The organism is Staphylococcus rostri (assembly GCF_002902145.1).
Classification (GTDB): domain Bacteria; phylum Bacillota; class Bacilli; order Staphylococcales; family Staphylococcaceae; genus Staphylococcus; species Staphylococcus rostri.
The window spans coordinates 31,507-49,027 of record NZ_PPRF01000026.1 but is presented as its reverse complement, the minus strand read 5'-3'; the positions used below and the strand labels follow the sequence as shown (position 1 = coordinate 49,027).

Below are 17,521 nucleotides of genomic sequence, written 5' to 3'. Positions count from 1 at the left end.
GAAAATGATTTAACTGTATCAATTAACAATACGCTTAATATAAGAGTAACAATGAGTGCTAGGGCTAAAATAATTTTTTTCATATTCCATACCTCATAAAGATGAAAAATCTTTATCCTTTCAAAGTGTACACAAAACAAAGAATATAGAGATATAGCGCTATCTAAACCCAATAAAAGCAATAATGTTCTTATTTAGTTCGTAATTCTAACAAGCGTTATATCTCTATCTTGCGTATAAAATTGAAATACTTTTACGTAAATATCAAGTTTAATTATTTGTGATCATAATAAGTCTTATTGTTACTAAATGTTTTTTCGACAGAGCCTTTTGAAAAAACGCCCGCCTTTTTCCAGCCACCACTACCTACATAACCTTTGCCGTTAATTGCTGTACCTTTACCCATTTTTTTATAATGTTTATAGTGAGAAATTACTATAGACCCTCTAATACCTCTTATCCAGTACCCACCTGCTTTCGGACTCGTAGTAACCTTTCTTAACGCTGTACTATCTGTTGCAGTATTTTGATCAGGAATTTCTGAGCGTACTAATCCATTATAATTGTCCACGTTCTCTGAGCCACCGTTTATGCTTGTCACATCTGCATTTGCGATGCCGCCAACTGTTAATCCTGAAAGTCCAATTGTTAACACTGAAGCTAAAATAAAATTCTTTTTCATCTAAAAAACCCCTTTTTAAAGTTTATTTTTTATGAGTGAGTGTAATGGGCTGTAGCTTTCCCTTTAATTTTAGCTGTAGAAAATACGCCTGGCTTTTTCCAGCCCCCACTTACAACGTTGCCTCTGCCATTTACTAAATACGCCTGAGCAGATTTTGTATAATGCTTATAGCTAGAAATGGTATATCCACCTTTAGTACCTCTTATCCAGTACCCACCTGCTTTTTTGCCTTGTGTAATCTTTCTAAGCGCTGTACCATCTTGTGTACTCGGTTGATCTAAAACTTCTGATCGTACTAAACCATTATAGTTGTCCACATTCTCTGAACCACCATTGATGCTTGTCACGTCTGCATTTGCGATACCACCAATCGTTAAACCTGAAAGACCAATTGCTACTGCTGATGCTGCAATAACATGCTTCTTCATAATACTTTTCCTCCAAAGTTAGTTTTTGTAAACCTAAACTTAGAAAGCGCTTTCTTGATTTGGATTATATTTTAGTAATATTTAATGTGTCAAGTTATTCCAATATTATTTAATTATAATTTTTTCAATTATTTCTTTTTTTGTTGATTTTCTGCCATAAAAAAGACGCATACGTTGAACGCATACGCCTTGTATTGCTATTATTCTGTTTCTGTTGGTTTATCTATGTCAAAATGAATGGCACTGTCTTCAAGGTAACCATGTACGTGTGTGCCTTCTGGTAAGTTATCTTTAATCATTAGACGTGCTAATGGTGTTTCAACATGACGTTGTACAAATCGTTTCAATGGACGTGCACCGTATTCTGGTTCGTAGGCTGTTTCGCCCATCCATTTTTTCGCTTCGTCTGTTAAGTCTAAAGTAATGCGTTGATCCATGAGACGCATATTCAAGTTTGTTAAAATTTTATCGACAATCATTTGCATATCATCAACTGAAAGCGGACGGAATAATACGATATCATCCATACGGTTCAATATTTCAGGTTTGAAGTATGCATTCAAGCTTTGCATCACTGCTTTTTCCGTTTCTTCAGTAATTACACCTTCATTTTTTACATTTTCTAATAAGATTTGTGAACCGATATTACTTGTCATAATGATAATGGTATTTTTAAAGTCAACACTGCGTCCTTTAGAATCTGTTAAACGTCCTTCGTCTAAGATTTGTAATAAGACGTTGAAAACATCTGTGTGTGCTTTCTCAACTTCATCTAACAAGATAACTGAGTAAGGATTACGTCTTACTGCCTCAGTTAATTGACCGCCTTCATCGTGACCTACATAGCCTGGAGGGGCACCAATCAATCTTGATACGGCATGTTTTTCCATGTACTCACTCATGTCGATGCGAATCATATGTTTTTCAGAATCGAATAGTGTAGACGCCAATGATTTGGCAAGTTCTGTTTTACCCACACCCGTTGGTCCTAAGAATAAGAATGAACCGATTGGGCGGTTAGGATCTTTAATGCCCGCTCTCGCACGGACAACGGCGTCTGATACGAGATCAACGGCACGGTCTTGGCCAACAACACGTTGATGTAGAATATCAGACAAGTTCAATAATTTTTCTCTTTCTGTTTCAACAAGTTTAGATACTGGAATACCTGTCCATTGACTTACAATCTCGCCAATTTCTTCATCTGTGACGACTTCACGGATAATGCGGTCACCGTCTTCACCTTGTGTTTCTTGAAAAGCCGCTTCTAATTCTTTCAATTCTTTTTCAAGTTGTGGAATTTTACCGTGTTGTAAGACAGCTGCTGTTTCAAGGTCGTAGTTGTTTTCCGCATCTTCCAATGCTTTTCGACTTTCATCTAATTCTGCACGTTTTTCTTGAACTTTAGCAATTTTTTCTTTTTCTTGTTCTACACGTGCTTGTAACTGCGCTTGTTTTTCTTTTTCTTCGGCAAGTTCTTCTTGTAATTCTTGCAAACGTACGCGACTTGCTTCGTCAGATTCTTTCTTCAATGCATTCTCTTCAATTTCTAATTGCATCACGCGGCGATTTGCTTGGTCTAATTCTGTTGGATTTGAGCCCATTTCAGTGCGAATCGTTGCTGACGCTTGGTCGACAAGGTCAATCGCTTTGTCTGGTAAGAAACGATCTGTAATATAACGATCTGATAGTTCTGCAGCTGCCACTAATGCACGGTCTTGAATGCGTACGCCGTGGTGCACTTCGTAACGTTCTTTCAAACCACGTAATATTGAAATGGTATCATCAATGTTTGGTTCTTTAACATTAACTTTTTGGAAACGACGTTCTAATGCAGAGTCTTTTTCGATATATTCACGGTATTCGTTCAACGTTGTCGCACCGATGCAGTGTAATTCACCACGTGCTAACATCGGTTTCAACATGTTACCTGCGTCCATGGCGCCGTCTGTTTTACCTGCACCAACGAGCATATGAATTTCATCAATAAATAATAAAATGCGACCGTTAGAATCTTTGACTTCTTTTAATACGGCTTTAAGACGTTCTTCAAATTCACCGCGATATTTTGCACCGGCTACTAAGGCACTCAAATCAAGCTCAAATACAGTTTTGTCGAGTAATGAATCTGGGACGTCTTTTTTCACGATACGTTGTGCCAAGCCTTCAACAATGGCTGTTTTACCAACGCCGGGTTCACCGATTAGTACTGGGTTGTTTTTCGTTTTACGACTTAAAATGCGAATTGTGTTACGAATCTCTTCGTCACGTCCGATAACTGGATCCATATTGCCTTTACGGACTTCTTCTACTAAATCTCGACCGTATTTAGATAATGCTTCATAGTTTACTTCAGGATTTTGTGTTGTCACATGGTTTCCCCCTCTGACTTTTTTAATAATTTCTTCAATCACTTGTTCTTTATATTTCACGAATGATGCCGTTGTATCGTCAACTTCCATAGCTGCACGTAAGATGTGTTCCATTGAGATAAACTGGTCATCATATGCCTTCATATATTCTTCAGCTTTGTTAAATAATGTGTTCGTTTTTGGTGCTAAATATTGTCCATATTGTACGTTATCGCCTGACACTTTTGGGTACTGTGTCATTTTTTGATCATACGCTTTTGCCAATGCATCTGTATCAACTTCTGCACGTTCTAAGATTGTCTTAAATAAACTATCAGGTGTTTCAAGGACCGCTTTTAACACGGCTTCTACTTCAATGTTTGTTAATTTATATGTTTGTGTAGCTTCTATTGCTTTCTGTAAAGCATTTTGTATAGAATGCGTCATTTGATTAATATCCAAAATGCGTCACTCCTTTATTTTCAAAATAGGTCTTATTTGACTTTGACTTTCTTTGACCTTAATTAAATTATAACGCCACTATGTCATAAAATCAATAAAAAAGGATAGCAACAAATGAATTTTTTCATCTGTTTCGCTATCCTATTTTTGCGCTTATTTTATATTTTGTTTCATCGTCTTGATCATTTCGTCAATCAGTGCGTTGACCCCATCTGCTTCTAAATGAATGCCGTCGGGCGCGAAGTATTCCGTATGCCCTTGTGATCGCGCATGCCAATCGACAAGATGCACGTTCCCTCGCTCTTGTGCCGCTTTCTTAAATAGTTCATTCACATGTGGTTGGTAGTCGCGCGGTACGCTTGTATTCACTAAATAAACTTGCGCTTTTCCAAAAAGATCAAGTAATGTATCCAATTGCTCTTCTGTAAAGTCCCCATTCGTTCCAAGTTCTAATACGACAACATCATCTTTATCTTTATAGTCCGGGTAGTTTTCTCGTACCAATGGAATCGCCTGAACAAGTTGACGTCCAATCAAACCGTTAATACTCGCATTCGGCACTTGTTCTTTAAACGTATCACCAATGTCGACCATTACAGAGTCCCCGATTAACAATGGTTTCCAGTGCGCATACGGTGATGTTTGACCTTTCACTTCAAAACCATCTATTTTCATCGGGCCGAGTGGTGCAGGAACCGTGACGTATTTATCAATGTCATCTGTATTGATTGCTGTCGTATGCGTTTTTTCCTTCGACAAGCCGTTAAATACGCCTGACAAGATTAACACGGAAGGCAACAATAACACAATAACAAGCCATGCACGTTTGACGTTCAACGAGCCCCATTGTTTCAAGTGTCGGAAATCAAATATTTGGAAACCGTGGCGACGGAATGGCGTTTCGATAAAGCGGTATGAAAACTCTGCCATCAGCACCATCAAGACACCTTCCACAACATAAACGTATGTTGGAATTTGACCTTGTACAAAATGATGATGAATCAATACAATGATTGGATAATGCCATAAATATAAGCTGTATGAGCGCGAACCAATATACAAAAACAATGGATTTCCTAGCAGTTTGGCAAGCCCACCGTTAGGCAAGACTGCACTTGCGATAATGACCAGTGTCAGTATACTAATCAAGCCAAAACCACCATAGTATAACGCGTTTTGCGATTCATTCACATATCGGAAACAAATCAATAAGCCAACGAGCGCAATGCCCCCGATACCATCAATAATAGCGCGTGATTGTAATGCTGTTTGTGCACGCAACTTAAATGCCGGCCATACAAATGCAAGTACCACGCCAAGTAGCATCGTTTGTAAACGTGTATCAGTTCCAAAGTAAACACGCGCAACATTTCCTTGTGGTTCGTAAAGCACGCCCATTGTAACGATGGAAACGACAATCAAAAAGAACATGGTATATAAAATGGGTTTTACACGTTTGATAAAATACAACAAACCGAACAATATAATAGGAAAGAATAGATAAAATTGTTCTTCAATCGCAAGTGACCATAGATGTTTAAGTGGGGCCACTTCAAACTGTGCAAAATAGTCAACACCTTGCAAAATATACCACCAGTTGCTGACGTATAATAAAGCAGCGAATGCGTCACTACGCACAGATTTAATTTCTGTAGGTGCCATGATAAGCGTTAATATTAAGACGCCCATAATAAGAAAAATCACTGCAGGCAGTAATCGTTTCAAACGTCTTATCCAGAACGACACCAAATCAATACGCTGCGTGTTATGATATTCTGTTAATAATAAACTTGTGATGAGATAACCTGAGATGACAAAAAAAGTATCCACACCTAAAAATCCACCTGGTAACCATTGTGGATTAAAGTGATAAATAATAACTGCCAGCACCGCAATCGCACGCAAGCCATCAAGCCCTGGCATATAACGCGTTTCCAATTGCTGATGCGGTTGTTTCGTAAAATTCCACATGCTTATCATTCTCTTTTCATAGTTTTATCAACATAAATTTTAACTGTATTCGTCAACTTTAGCAATATCACAACGTATGCGCTTATAAAAAAGGACTGAAACTTTTTCTCCAAGTTCAGTCCTTTATATCGCCTATCCATATTTCATATGTGGCGCGCTTAGCTTACGCCCAATGCGATTTTCGCGTAACGTGACATCATATCTTTATTCCATGGTGGATTCCATACGATGTTCACTTCTGTTTCTTTAATTTCAGGTAGCTCACCTAATGCTGTTTTAACTTGATCCACGATTTGTGGTCCTAGTGGGCAACCGATAGATGTTAATGTCATCTCAACAGTACATAATCCATCATCGTTCAAGTCAACTTTATAAACAAGGCCAAGATTGACAATATCGATCCCAAGCTCAGGGTCGATAACGTTCTCTAATGCACCTAGAATGCTATCTTTTAATGCTTCTTCCATGCCTTTTCACCTCTTTTTATATAACTACTATCAATATATCAAAATCATTACATTTCCACAATAAAATGCTATGATATTGTTACACTGAACATTAGAATTTAGGAGAATAACATGAAAAAACATTTAATTTGTTTAGATTTAGATGGAACATTATTAAACGACAATAAAGAAATCTCTGACTATACATTTCGTGTCCTTAAAGCATTACAAGCACAAGAACATGCTTTAATGATTGCGACAGGACGTCCGTATCGTGCGAGTAAGTTGTATTACGATCAACTAGACATGGACACACCTATCGTTAATTTCAACGGCGCATACATTCATCATCCAAAAGATACAAACTTCCCTATCTATCATGAGCGTTTAGATGAAGGGATAGCGATGAGTATTATTGAAACATTGAAGAAAATGGATATTCAAAATATGATAGCGGAAGTCGGCGACCAAGTATATATTGACCGTCCAGACAATCGTTTGTTCGATGGCTTTAGTATGGGGAATCCTAATATTAAAGTGGGCGACCTTGAAACCTTGTTACATGAAGATCCGACAAGCCTATTGGTTGAGGCGGAAGAAACAATGATTCCGCGTGTCAAACAAGTGTTAACTCGCTTCTATGCTGAAAATATTGAACATCGACGCTGGGGTGCACCTTTCCCAGTGATTGAAATTGTCAAACGTGGTATTAGTAAAGCAGTCGGCATTGACATCGTTCGCAAACATCTCGGTATTGAACGCAATGAAATTATTGCCTTTGGTGACGAAGATAACGACCTTGAAATGATTAAATACGCAAAACATGGTGTCGCAATGGGCAATGCAATTTACGACTTGAAATATATCGCCAATGACACGACGTTATCGAACAATGAAGATGGTATTGGTGTCTACTTGAACGACTTCTTCAAATTAAACATTCCTAAATAACATACACTTTTAAGGAGGATGTAACATGACGAAACAGAAAATTATTGTTGTCGGAGCAGTTGCAGGTGGCGCAACAAGTGCGAGCCAGATTCGCCGACTCGACCCAGAAAGTGATATTACCGTTTATGAAAAAGACCGCCATATGAGCTTTGCGAACTGTGGTTTACCTTACTATCTTGGCAATGTCGTAGCTTCACGTGAGCAATTATTGCCAATGACACCTGAGAAATTTAAAGATAAGAAAAACATCACGGTGAAGTTACAACATGAAGTCATCGCAGTCGATACAGAACAACAAATTGTTAAAGTTAAAGATCACACAACCGATACTATCATTGAAGATCACTATGATATTTTAGTCCTAAGCCCTGGCGCACGTGCACGACGTCTTAACTTCGATGTACCACACCTCTTTACACTGCGTAATATGGAAGATACGGATGCGATTGAAAACTACATCACAACACATAATGTTCAGCGCGTTTTACTGATTGGTGCAGGTTATGTCAGCTTAGAACTATTAGAAAATATGTATGAACGTGGCTTATCTCCAACGCTCGTTCATCGTTCAGAAGCGATTAACAAGTTGATGGATCAAGATATGAATAAAGCTATTTTGTCTGAACTTGATGCACGTAATATTCCTTATCGTTTGAATGAGGAAGTCACTGCCATTGATGGGCATACGGTTACTTTTAAATCAGGAACTGTTGAAGATTACGATATGATCATCTCCGGTGTTGGTGTGCAACCCAACTCGGAGTTCCTACAATCATCGGGTATTACAATGGATGATAAAGGCTATATTCCAGTCAATGAACGTTTTCAAACGAACATTCCGAACGTCTATGCGGTTGGTGACATCGCGACAAATCATTATCGCCATGTCGACTTACCAGCCCACGTTCCGCTTGCTTGGGGTGCACATCGTGGTGCAAGTGTCGTTGCTGAACAAATCGCCGGCAATCCAGATGTTGTATTTGAAGGCTTTGTTGGTGCAAATATTGTTAAGTTTTTCGACTATACACTTGCAAGTACCGGCGTCGCACTTACAGACCTAGAAAACTTTGATTACGCGATGGTGGAAGTGGAAAATGGTACACATGCGGGTTATTATCCGAACAATACATCCGTTCACTTGCGCGCATACTACGACAAGCAAACGAGACGTCTTTTACGTGCAGCAGCTGTTGGTCAATCAGGTGTTGATAAACGTATCGATGTGTTATCCATGGCAATGATGCATCGTGCAACGATTGACGACCTAACTGCTTTTGAAGTTGCATACGCACCGCCATACAGTCATCCAAAAGATTTAATTAATATGTTGGGTTATAAAGCCCGTCCATAGAACCAAAATAAAAAGCGTCGAGATTGGGAACCGCTAATCGGTCACCTAACCTTGACGCTTTTATCATTAATGGAATAACGCTGTGATTGGTCCCCAAGGTAGAATTGTACCTAGAACCGCTGTAATAATCACAATAATCCATGTCCAAACAAACAATTTTCGACTTGATGCTTGTTTCTTTTTACGTGCAATCGTTACTTCCATTAAACCGATGATACTGAGACCACCGACCATTTTTAATGTCAATAACATATGGCTGGCATCTGCACTTGTAAAAGCTTTTGCGATGAGCCAGAAACCAGTAACCAACACGAACAGCATGAACAAACGTAATGTCATGTGTAATGGTTTAAATAATTGTGTTGGCCCTTGTTTATTTGAAAAGTTTTCATATGTCGCAAAGAACAATATCAATAGCACAATAAAACTAATAATGTGTAAGTTAATCAATACCATATAAAATATCCTCCTATTATAAATTGCCCTACATATCATAACATATCCCATTTGCGCAACGCATCGGAATGCTTGCAAATTTAGACAAAAATAAGAAGAGGTTCGGACATTAATAGAAACATTCAATTTAAGTATGCGTATTTATGTAAATGGCAGTAGCTGACTGGCGTGAAAATACGCTTTTACAAGCTTTTTTCACACCTACTCAGCCTTGCCGGGGTGGGACAACGGAATCTTTTTTGTTAAATGAGATTCCTGTCCCACTCCCTATTTCTCAATAAATGTTGTTAATGTACCGATATTATCGATTGTGACTTTCACTTCATCGCCAGGTTGTAAGAACTTCGGTGGGTTCATACCTGCACCAACGCCTGCTGGTGTACCTGTCGCAATAATGTCACCTGGGTGCAATGCAACATATTTTGAAATTTCTTCAATCAGTTCATCGATTTTTAAAATCATTTGTGATGTATTACCATCTTGACGAATTTCATTGTTAACTTTTGTCACGATGTTTACATTCTCAGGTGTTGGCAACTCATCTTTCGTTACGATATAAGGACCCATTGGGCAGCCACCTGTTAAGCTTTTTGATAAGAATGCTTGGTCATGTGCTTTTTGTGCTGTACGGTCTGTAATATCATTGATGATTGTATAACCGTAAACATAGTCTAATGCTAAGCCTTTTGGTATTTTCTCACCTGATTTACCAATAACAACACCTAACTCACCTTCATAGTCCAATGCGTCTGTGATGTCTTTATGGTTTGGAATTGTCGCTTCATCACCTGTTAATGATGATGCCGCTTTTGTGAAAACATATAAACGCTCTACACTGTGATCTAACTCTTCAGCATGTGCTTTATAGTTACGACCGAACGCGATCACATTGTTCGGTGGTGTCACAGGCGGTAAGAACTCAATGTCCGCATACTTCACTTTGTATTCGTCTGCACGACCACTTTCTTCTGCTGCTACTACAGCTTTACGAACTTGTTCTTGGAATTCTAAAGTTTGATTGTGTTGCAATCCTTCTAATAACGTCTTCGGTTGGAATTCTGCTTCGCCAAAGTCAGCGAATACTTTTCTTAAATCCCATGCCGCTTCTTCACGCTTTACTTTAACACCGTATGATGTTTCATCATTGTGTTTGAATGATAAAAATTTCATCCACTATCAGCTCCTAACGTATATCTTATTGTCATTATAACGAAAATTTTAGATAAATCACAAATTTTTGTCATTATCCGGATTAAATCGTAATCTCACCAAATTTAAAGAAATATAATGAGCCTGACACTTTTTGTTTTAATATCACTTCTAATGCCTTTTGATAATATTGCATTTGAATACGATATTTCTCTTTTAACTGTTCCGCAAGCGCTTCGTCTGTCATGCCTCTGCGTCGTACAAATACATCTGTTTTATAGTCCACGAAATAATACGCACCATTTTCTTCAAACACCAGGTCAATCATCCCTTGAATAATCGCATCGTCTTTTTCCGTTGGTTCGACATCATTTTGATTCACGATAAACGGCAACTCACGATACACGGCATCACTTTGTGCAATACGTAAGTACAAGTCGCTTTGTACGAAACGCTGCACTTCTTCTACATTAATATCTTGAATCGCCTCGGCATCGATAATAGCACGGTCCACCAATTGATCAATATAAGCATATAGTTCCCGCTCTGTTAGGCGTTCTGTTTTAAATGGTAAATGTTGCATAACTGTATGCATCAATGTCCCCACTTCTGCAGCCGTACGTTTTTGTTCTTGCATAAAGAGTGGACGGTTATACGTTATAGCACCTAAGCGATATTGACGCACGCGCTCATAGTTCGTATCTGCTTGTTCCATTTCCATTTGACGTTTCAATTCTGATACCGATTGTTTAGATGCTTGGGTAACCGCAGTCTTATGCGGATAGTCGAATAACAAACGTTCTTTAATTTGTGTCGCAGTGGATGTATCCAATGGCGCAGTTTCAAGGCGTTCTTGTAACATGGTCAATGACGGCGTTGCTTGTTCTTGCGTCTCATCTTCAAGTGGTAGGATATCTTGTGCGTCTACTTGTTGGACTAAGACAGTTGGTTTCAAATAGTTCGGCAAGTCCTCGATACGTTCCGCAAACTGCTGTTGTGCAACTAAATGCGTGGCAGTATGTTTACTTAACACGCTATAAATTAATTGGAATGCGTTACTTGCTGTAAATCGCTCAATCGTGCCAAGTCGATTGTCTGACACCGACCATGCTGTTAGCTTCTCAAGGGCGTGCTCATCATCTACCGTTCCAATTAAATATAATTGCTCTTTCGCACGTGTTAACGCAACGTAAATCAAACGCATTTCTTCAGATATTAATTCCTTCTGATTGATTAAGTCGATACTCATTGAAATCAGTGATGGATAGAATAAGCCGTGTTCCGTGTCGTAGTATTGTAAGCCGAGACCTTCATATTGGTTCAAGACGACAGGTTGATTTAAGTCGGATTTATTAAACTTTCGACTTAAGCCGGAATAGATAACAAACGGGAACTCGAGCCCTTTACTACTATGCACGGTCATCATTCTTACAACGTCATCATTTGGACCGATGACATTTTCTTCACCAAAATCTTTACCACGGTCAATCATTTCATCAATAAAACGGATGAATTGGAATAAACCGCGATAACTTGAATTGTCGAACTCTATTGCTTTATTGAACAAGCCGTGTAAATTGGCACGACGTCCTTTACCGCCAACAAGACCACTGAAATATTGCGTAATGTAATGATCGTTAAAGAACTTATCGATCAATTGATACACTGGATGTGACTGACTATAATTTCGATAGCTTTCTAAATCTGCTAAAAATCGTATCAGTTTATCTCTCAGTTCTGGTGTTGCTTCTGGCGTGTCAATATAACGCTGAATCGATTGATAGAAGTAATCTTCGTTCGGTGCTGTTACACGAATTTGCGCAAGTTCCGCCTCCGTAAATTGATAAATGACCGAACGCATTAAACCAACAAGGTAAATATCTTGAAGCGGATTATCAATCGTTCTTAAAAATGACAACATAAGACGGACTTCAGTTTGTTCAAAATAACCTTGTCTACTTTCCGCAAATAATGGAATATTGTTGTTTTTGAATACCTGCTGAATATTTCTAACATTGGCCCTCGATGACTCGAGTATGACAATATCTTTATACGTTGCCGGACGGTATGATTGTGTTTTAATATCGTACACTTGTTGTGTGTCGAGTATCGCCTTGACTTGTTGGGCAATCAAATGCGCTTCTTGTTCCCCTTTATCCATGTCATGCGCGCCATCTTTCAAGAGCGCTGTCAAACGAACAGGGTATTCGACATCATCAAACGGTGCACCTTCATACAAACTTGCCGCTGCATCATAATCAATCTCACCAACTTCTGGGTCCATCATATGTTTAAATAAATAGTTCGTTGTCGTTAGTACTTCTTTACGTGAACGGAAGTTTTGTGATAAATCGATGCGTTTTCCACTTGAATCGTCCGGTTGATTGAACGCTTCGTACTTACCGATAAATAAACTTGGGTCTGCTTGTCGGAACTTATATATCGACTGTTTTACATCGCCCACCATAAATAAGTTACCGTTTGATGCATCGCCCCTATTAATACTTCCAATAATGGCTTCTTGCACACGGTTAGTATCTTGATATTCATCGACTAATATTTCATCGAATTGTGCACGATAGGCGTCTGCAACAGGTGACGGTGTCCCATCTTCATTTAATAAAATGCGGAGTGTCAAATGTTCGTAATCGGCAAAGTCAATAATATTACGCGCACGTTTCGCCTTACTAAACTGATCCATCACATCTTTCGTTAGTTTGGATAAATAAGCAACACGCGGTGCCAAGTCTGCCAATTCTCGCTCTAAAGTCTCATCATCTCGACTTACAAATTCTTTTTGAACCGTTTCAATATATGATTTATAACGATCATAGTTCGCCTTGAACGCTTCATACGCCTCGTTTAATAGCGCATCATCTTTAACTTCTTTCGGTTTATTCGGCATACGCCCTAATTTAAAATCACGTAACTGCGCTTTATCTATCGTTGACTCTGCCAATAGCGCACGTAAAAAGTCACGATGTTCGTTAATAAATTTGACGTGCTTATCATAATGCCCTACGAGTTCCAATTGGGAATACGCTTGTTCCAATGCATCCTGTGCCGCTTCAACATACAATTGAATATATTGATTTAATATCGCCATATAATGTTGTTGAGACGCCTTATCACGATACGGTTCATCTAATGACGCTAACCATTGCGTTGGTTGTGGATTCGCCACACTAAAATAATACAACCTTTTCACAACGTCTCTAATCGACTTGTCACTTCTATCGGATGACAAATGTTCAGTCAACGTAATAAATTGCGGATCTAAAATATCGTAATGTTGTTCAAACACATCATCTACTACTTGTTCAAGTAATAAGATGTTTTCAACTTCACTTGCTGTGCGGAAGTTCGGATCGATGTCGAGTTGATCATAATGCTGTTGAATCAACTTCAAACAGAAACTATGCAGTGTTGAAATCTGTGCTTGATGAATTTTCGCACGTTGATTTTTCAAATGTTGATTTGTCGGATCTTCTAATGACGCCTGCTGAATACGCGCTTCAATACGATGTTTCATCTCACGTGCACTCGCATTCGTAAACGTCACAACGAGCAAACGATCGACGTCAATACCGTCACGTAAAATACGCTGAATAATACGTTCTACTAAGACGGCTGTCTTACCTGAACCTGCCGCTGCCGCAACAAGAATATCTTGATCTTTCGCATAGATACTTTCCCACTGCGCATCCGTCCACTGTACATCATTCGGTTTCGTTGGAATCATCGTGTCTCCTCCTCTTCTTCCACAGTCTCAAGGATTTCTAATGGTTTGATTTTTTCATCTACATGACGGTATTTCGCACTGTCAATTAAGCTATCCACATGGCACACCGATTGATATTGGCAGAAACGACATGGCAATGTATTGTCATACTTTAATGGCGCTACTTCTGTATGGCCATCCATAATTTGAGAAGCCGTCTGCACAAAGTTATCTTTATTACGCTGGATCAACTTATGAATAATTGGTTCATCTACCACTTTACTGCGCGAGCTAAAGCCACCATTTTTCTTCAGTGTGATTGGTACAACATCTGAGCCAAAGCCATTTTCCAAGCGACGATCATATGCATCCACAACATCTGGATCACTATTAAGCAACCCATCTAACTTATACGACTTAAAAAATTCCGTCTCATAATTATCTGGATTAACGGTGTCCCATGAACGTCTTTTATCTTTAAACTTATGCACATGCATATACAAGAAGCCACCCGGTTTTACTTCATCAATCAAACCGAGACGTTCTTTGTTTTGTAATGCAATATCCATATAAGTCATCATCTGCATTTGAAGGCCATAATATACCTTCACTAAGTCAAGTGAGGCACTTTTTTCAGATGACTTATAGTCGATAATATTCACGAAACTTTTACCATTCTTATTAAATACATCGATACGGTCTATTTGGCCACGAATATTAATTGGAATCCCTTGCGTCGTCTGAAGTGATTCAGCAAGGAGCTCATCATTAGAATGCGGCTTTTTACGGAATGACTTTTCAAAAGCAATCGGACGGAACTGTGAATGTTCAGACTGATGACGTAATGCTTGTAATGTTGCTTGTACAATGGCGCCAATACGTTGTGATAAATAACGATAGTACGACGTCGCATTCAACAGATTAAACTGCACTTTTGGCAAATAGATGTCTAATGCTTCTTGCGTCAATGTCTGAATTTGTTGTGGCGTTAACTGTTGGAAACTACCATCTACTTTTTCCGCAATATAACGTAAAACATCATGGAAAATCGTACCCAAATCAAAATTCTGCAATTCATATTTTGTACGTTCATTTAACTTTAAGCCGTGTGACGCATAATGTTTGAACGGGCAGCTATTATACCCTTCAAAACGTGACACACTCGCATTAATCGTTTTACCATACAACGCATATGTCAAATCTTGATCTAATTTCACCGTTTCATTGCGATAATCTAATGCTGTTGTTAAATGTTGCATCCCTTGACGTAATGCCGCTTCTTGCGACATCGTATCATACGCAACAAACCAACTATCCGCGATTGGCTGCCCTTCCAACCAGGCACGCAACGACTCGAATAAATGCACCTTTGTTTGATGCGGATGGACCATACGTCGCATCGCATCTTGTGCATTTAACTGCGCAATATTCCAAGTTGATACATTTGGTAAAATATTTTTCACATCATTCAAATATGGGCTACCTTCTTTTTCGGCACCCCCACTGTCCATCAAACTATAAGTCATCGTGAGTCGTTCACACGCACGTGTCATCGCAAAATAACCAACGAACGCTTCGTCCATTTGCAGCACATCGGCAGTTGGACTCAACTGCATACCTGTATATGCTTCAAACGCCTTTTTCTCATCATCAGACATCAGACTTGTACCGCTAATCGCTTGTGGTAATACACCGTCATTCATGCCGATTAAATAGACATGGCACTTATTGTCGACCTTCGCCAAATCCATCGTCCCAATTGTCACTTGGTCCATCGTTTGCGGAATCATTGAAAATTCCAAGCCGTTTAAGCCAACGTCCAGTAGTTCTAAAAAGCGCGTGTATGTCATATCTTGTTCTTCAAACACTGCGACAATTTCATCTAATATACGAATAAAACCGCGCCAAATTTGGTCGACTGATTCTGCTTGTTCATGCTGACCTTGCGTCTCTAACACATCGCGATGCGTCATCAATTGCGATGGCAGTTCAAACGCCTCTAACACTTCATACAATGCCGTCGCGTAATCTACCGCATGAGCGCCTTCGAGTAACTTCTGTTCCAAATGAACGAGCTTTTGGACGACAGATTCCTTCATTGAAATCACTCGTTGGAATGTCTCCGTCTCCGTTTCAGTCAGTGAACGATGACGCTTAATACCCATCGTCGTAAAATTCTCTAACTGGAAGTACTTGTCGTCAATCCAACGCTTACCATAGATGCCACGTTCCATCGCATAGTTTTCAAGTATATCCACTAAATAACGACTGTTCGGGATATTTTGAGTGAGGACATTCGTCTTAAACAATCGCATCATTGGTTCAAATTGCCAATTCGATTTCAACACTTCAATCATGCTGACGAACATTTCCATAATCGGGTGATGCACCATTAAACGTTTTACATCAATGTTATACGGGATGTCGTACTGCGCTAAAACCGACTCTAACAAATACACATAGTCTGGATTACGATACAAAATCGCAATATCACGGTAACGATAGTCATTGTCGTGCACATCCGCAATAATCTGGCGCGCCACTTCATTTACTTCTTCACGCATAGACGCCGCTTCAAAAATACGCACCGCTCCATCGTCCACTTGAGTCGCTTGTGGTTGTAACGCATCAAACTCTGCAGCTAACGCCGACATACTTTCATATTTAAAGCGGTATACCTCGTTAAAACGTTCAATTTCTAGCGTTTTACCTGTCTCAGTTGCGATTTCACGCAAATGCGTCAACGATTCAGACGGTTTACGGAACATACTTAACGGATCCGTATCACCATTCGTTGTTAACAGCACCGTCACTGATTTCGCATGGTTTACGAGCGCTTCAATCACTTGATATTCTTGTGTTGAAAAGTTATGAAAACCATCAATATAAATATCCGCACGACGTAGCCAATCCGACTGCGGAATCATCGTAATAAAACGCTGCATCAAACCTTCACCGGTCAAATAGTCTTCTCCCATACGTGCTTGTAAGTTTTCATAAATTAAGCTCATGTCGTGCAGCTTATCTTGTGTTCTTTTTGGTAACGCACCATTCACCGCACTATCTGCTACAACTTCTGGTGTGACCGCATATTTTTCAAAATCTTGAATTTGTTCGCGTACCTTTGTGCTGAATCCTAAATATTTCACTTGTGATTGATATAGTTTTAATTGCTTACGTACATCTTGTAAAATATTGTAAATCATCATCTCGATTGACGTAGATGACAAACGTGTTTCATGCACGCCACCTACTTCTTGAAAGACACGATGACTTAATCGTTCAAAGTGCAGCACTTCCGCACGTAAACTTCCTTTAAGCGCTGGATCACTGACAAATGCCTGTTCATATAAATACGTCCCTTGCATTGGCGTCACAACAACGATAGGGTCTCCCAGCGGTTGATTCAGTATTTTCTCTTTAATTTCATTCATCATCGCTGTGCTTTTACCAGTACCCGCTCTTCCTATAAATGCCCGAAACATACGACTCCCCCTGACTCTTAAATAGTGTTGCTTCTATTATATATGCTTCAAGACGATAACCAAAACTT

General features: G+C 39.2%; 11 protein-coding genes. 2 read left to right on the top strand and 9 right to left on the bottom strand.

What is annotated here, in order from left to right; genetic code table 11:
- Nucleotides 1-274 precede the first annotated feature (274 nt).
- The 5 genes from CD122_RS04880 to CD122_RS04860 all read right to left on the bottom strand — a co-directional run bounded on the left by CD122_RS04880 (nt 275) and on the right by CD122_RS04860 (nt 6,361).
- Nucleotides 275-682, bottom strand: a complete 408-nt coding sequence (locus tag CD122_RS04880; RefSeq protein WP_103357880.1) for a lactococcin 972 family bacteriocin — start codon at nt 680-682, stop codon at nt 275-277.
- A gap of 29 nt (nt 683-711) precedes the next feature.
- The gene (locus tag CD122_RS04875) at nt 712-1,110 is read right to left on the bottom strand and encodes a hypothetical protein (protein WP_103357879.1); all 399 of its coding nucleotides are present in this window, start codon (nt 1,108-1,110) and stop codon (nt 712-714) included.
- Between the two features lie 200 nt (nt 1,111-1,310).
- Nucleotides 1,311-3,923 (bottom strand): ATP-dependent chaperone ClpB, encoded by a 2,613-nt coding sequence (clpB, locus tag CD122_RS04870; protein WP_103357878.1) that lies wholly within the window; start codon nt 3,921-3,923, stop codon nt 1,311-1,313.
- A gap of 153 nt (nt 3,924-4,076) precedes the next feature.
- Nucleotides 4,077-5,894, bottom strand: a complete 1,818-nt coding sequence (locus tag CD122_RS04865; RefSeq protein WP_169926462.1) for an acyltransferase family protein — start codon at nt 5,892-5,894, stop codon at nt 4,077-4,079.
- A 158-nt stretch (nt 5,895-6,052) separates the two neighbouring features.
- Complete coding sequence (locus tag CD122_RS04860; protein ID WP_103357877.1) at nt 6,053-6,361, bottom strand: metal-sulfur cluster assembly factor; 309 nt, start codon at nt 6,359-6,361, stop codon at nt 6,053-6,055.
- A 111-nt stretch (nt 6,362-6,472) separates the two neighbouring features.
- Here CD122_RS04860 and CD122_RS04855 point away from each other — a divergent pair, with 111 nt between their 5' ends.
- Together CD122_RS04855 and CD122_RS04850 are read left to right on the top strand one after the other, a co-directional pair.
- Nucleotides 6,473-7,291 carry a Cof-type HAD-IIB family hydrolase gene (locus CD122_RS04855; RefSeq protein ID WP_103357876.1) on the top strand — a complete coding sequence of 273 codons (819 nt, stop codon included), beginning with the start codon at nt 6,473-6,475 and terminating at the stop codon, nt 7,289-7,291.
- 25 nt (nt 7,292-7,316) lie between these two features.
- Nucleotides 7,317-8,642, top strand: a complete 1,326-nt coding sequence (locus CD122_RS04850) for a CoA-disulfide reductase (RefSeq protein WP_103357875.1) — start codon at nt 7,317-7,319, stop codon at nt 8,640-8,642.
- Between the two features lie 66 nt (nt 8,643-8,708).
- Here CD122_RS04850 and CD122_RS04845 read toward each other — a convergent pair whose 3' ends face one another.
- The 4 genes from CD122_RS04845 to addB all read right to left on the bottom strand — a co-directional run bounded on the left by CD122_RS04845 (nt 8,709) and on the right by addB (nt 17,453).
- Nucleotides 8,709-9,092, bottom strand: coding sequence for a YisL family protein (locus CD122_RS04845; protein WP_169926463.1), 384 nt, complete (start codon nt 9,090-9,092; stop codon nt 8,709-8,711).
- Nucleotides 9,093-9,365: 273 nt separating this feature from the next.
- Entirely contained in the window at nt 9,366-10,268 is a 903-nt protein-coding gene (locus tag CD122_RS04840; protein ID WP_103357873.1) for a fumarylacetoacetate hydrolase family protein, read from the bottom strand.
- An 82-nt stretch (nt 10,269-10,350) separates the two neighbouring features.
- Nucleotides 10,351-13,989, bottom strand: a complete 3,639-nt coding sequence (addA, locus tag CD122_RS04835) for a helicase-exonuclease AddAB subunit AddA (protein WP_103357872.1) — start codon at nt 13,987-13,989, stop codon at nt 10,351-10,353.
- Entirely contained in the window at nt 13,986-17,453 is a 3,468-nt protein-coding gene (gene addB / locus CD122_RS04830; protein WP_103357871.1) for a helicase-exonuclease AddAB subunit AddB, read from the bottom strand. The genes addA and addB overlap by 4 nt, the downstream gene beginning before the upstream one ends.
- Nucleotides 17,454-17,521: the final 68 nt, after the last annotated feature.

Coding starts and splice junctions, on each gene's coding strand:
- CD122_RS04865 (WP_169926462.1), bottom strand. CDS start 5,894: ATGTGGAATTTTACGAAACAACCGCATCAGCAATTGGAAACGCGTTAT.
- CD122_RS04880 (WP_103357880.1), bottom strand. CDS start 682: ATGAAAAAGAATTTTATTTTAGCTTCAGTGTTAACAATTGGACTTTCA.
- addB (WP_103357871.1), bottom strand. CDS start 17,453: ATGTTTCGGGCATTTATAGGAAGAGCGGGTACTGGTAAAAGCACAGCG.
- CD122_RS04855 (WP_103357876.1), top strand. CDS start 6,473: ATGAAAAAACATTTAATTTGTTTAGATTTAGATGGAACATTATTAAAC.
- CD122_RS04860 (WP_103357877.1), bottom strand. CDS start 6,361: ATGGAAGAAGCATTAAAAGATAGCATTCTAGGTGCATTAGAGAACGTT.
- addA (WP_103357872.1), bottom strand. CDS start 13,989: ATGATTCCAACGAAACCGAATGATGTACAGTGGACGGATGCGCAGTGG.
- CD122_RS04850 (WP_103357875.1), top strand. CDS start 7,317: ATGACGAAACAGAAAATTATTGTTGTCGGAGCAGTTGCAGGTGGCGCA.
- CD122_RS04875 (WP_103357879.1), bottom strand. CDS start 1,110: ATGAAGAAGCATGTTATTGCAGCATCAGCAGTAGCAATTGGTCTTTCA.
- CD122_RS04840 (WP_103357873.1), bottom strand. CDS start 10,268: ATGAAATTTTTATCATTCAAACACAATGATGAAACATCATACGGTGTT.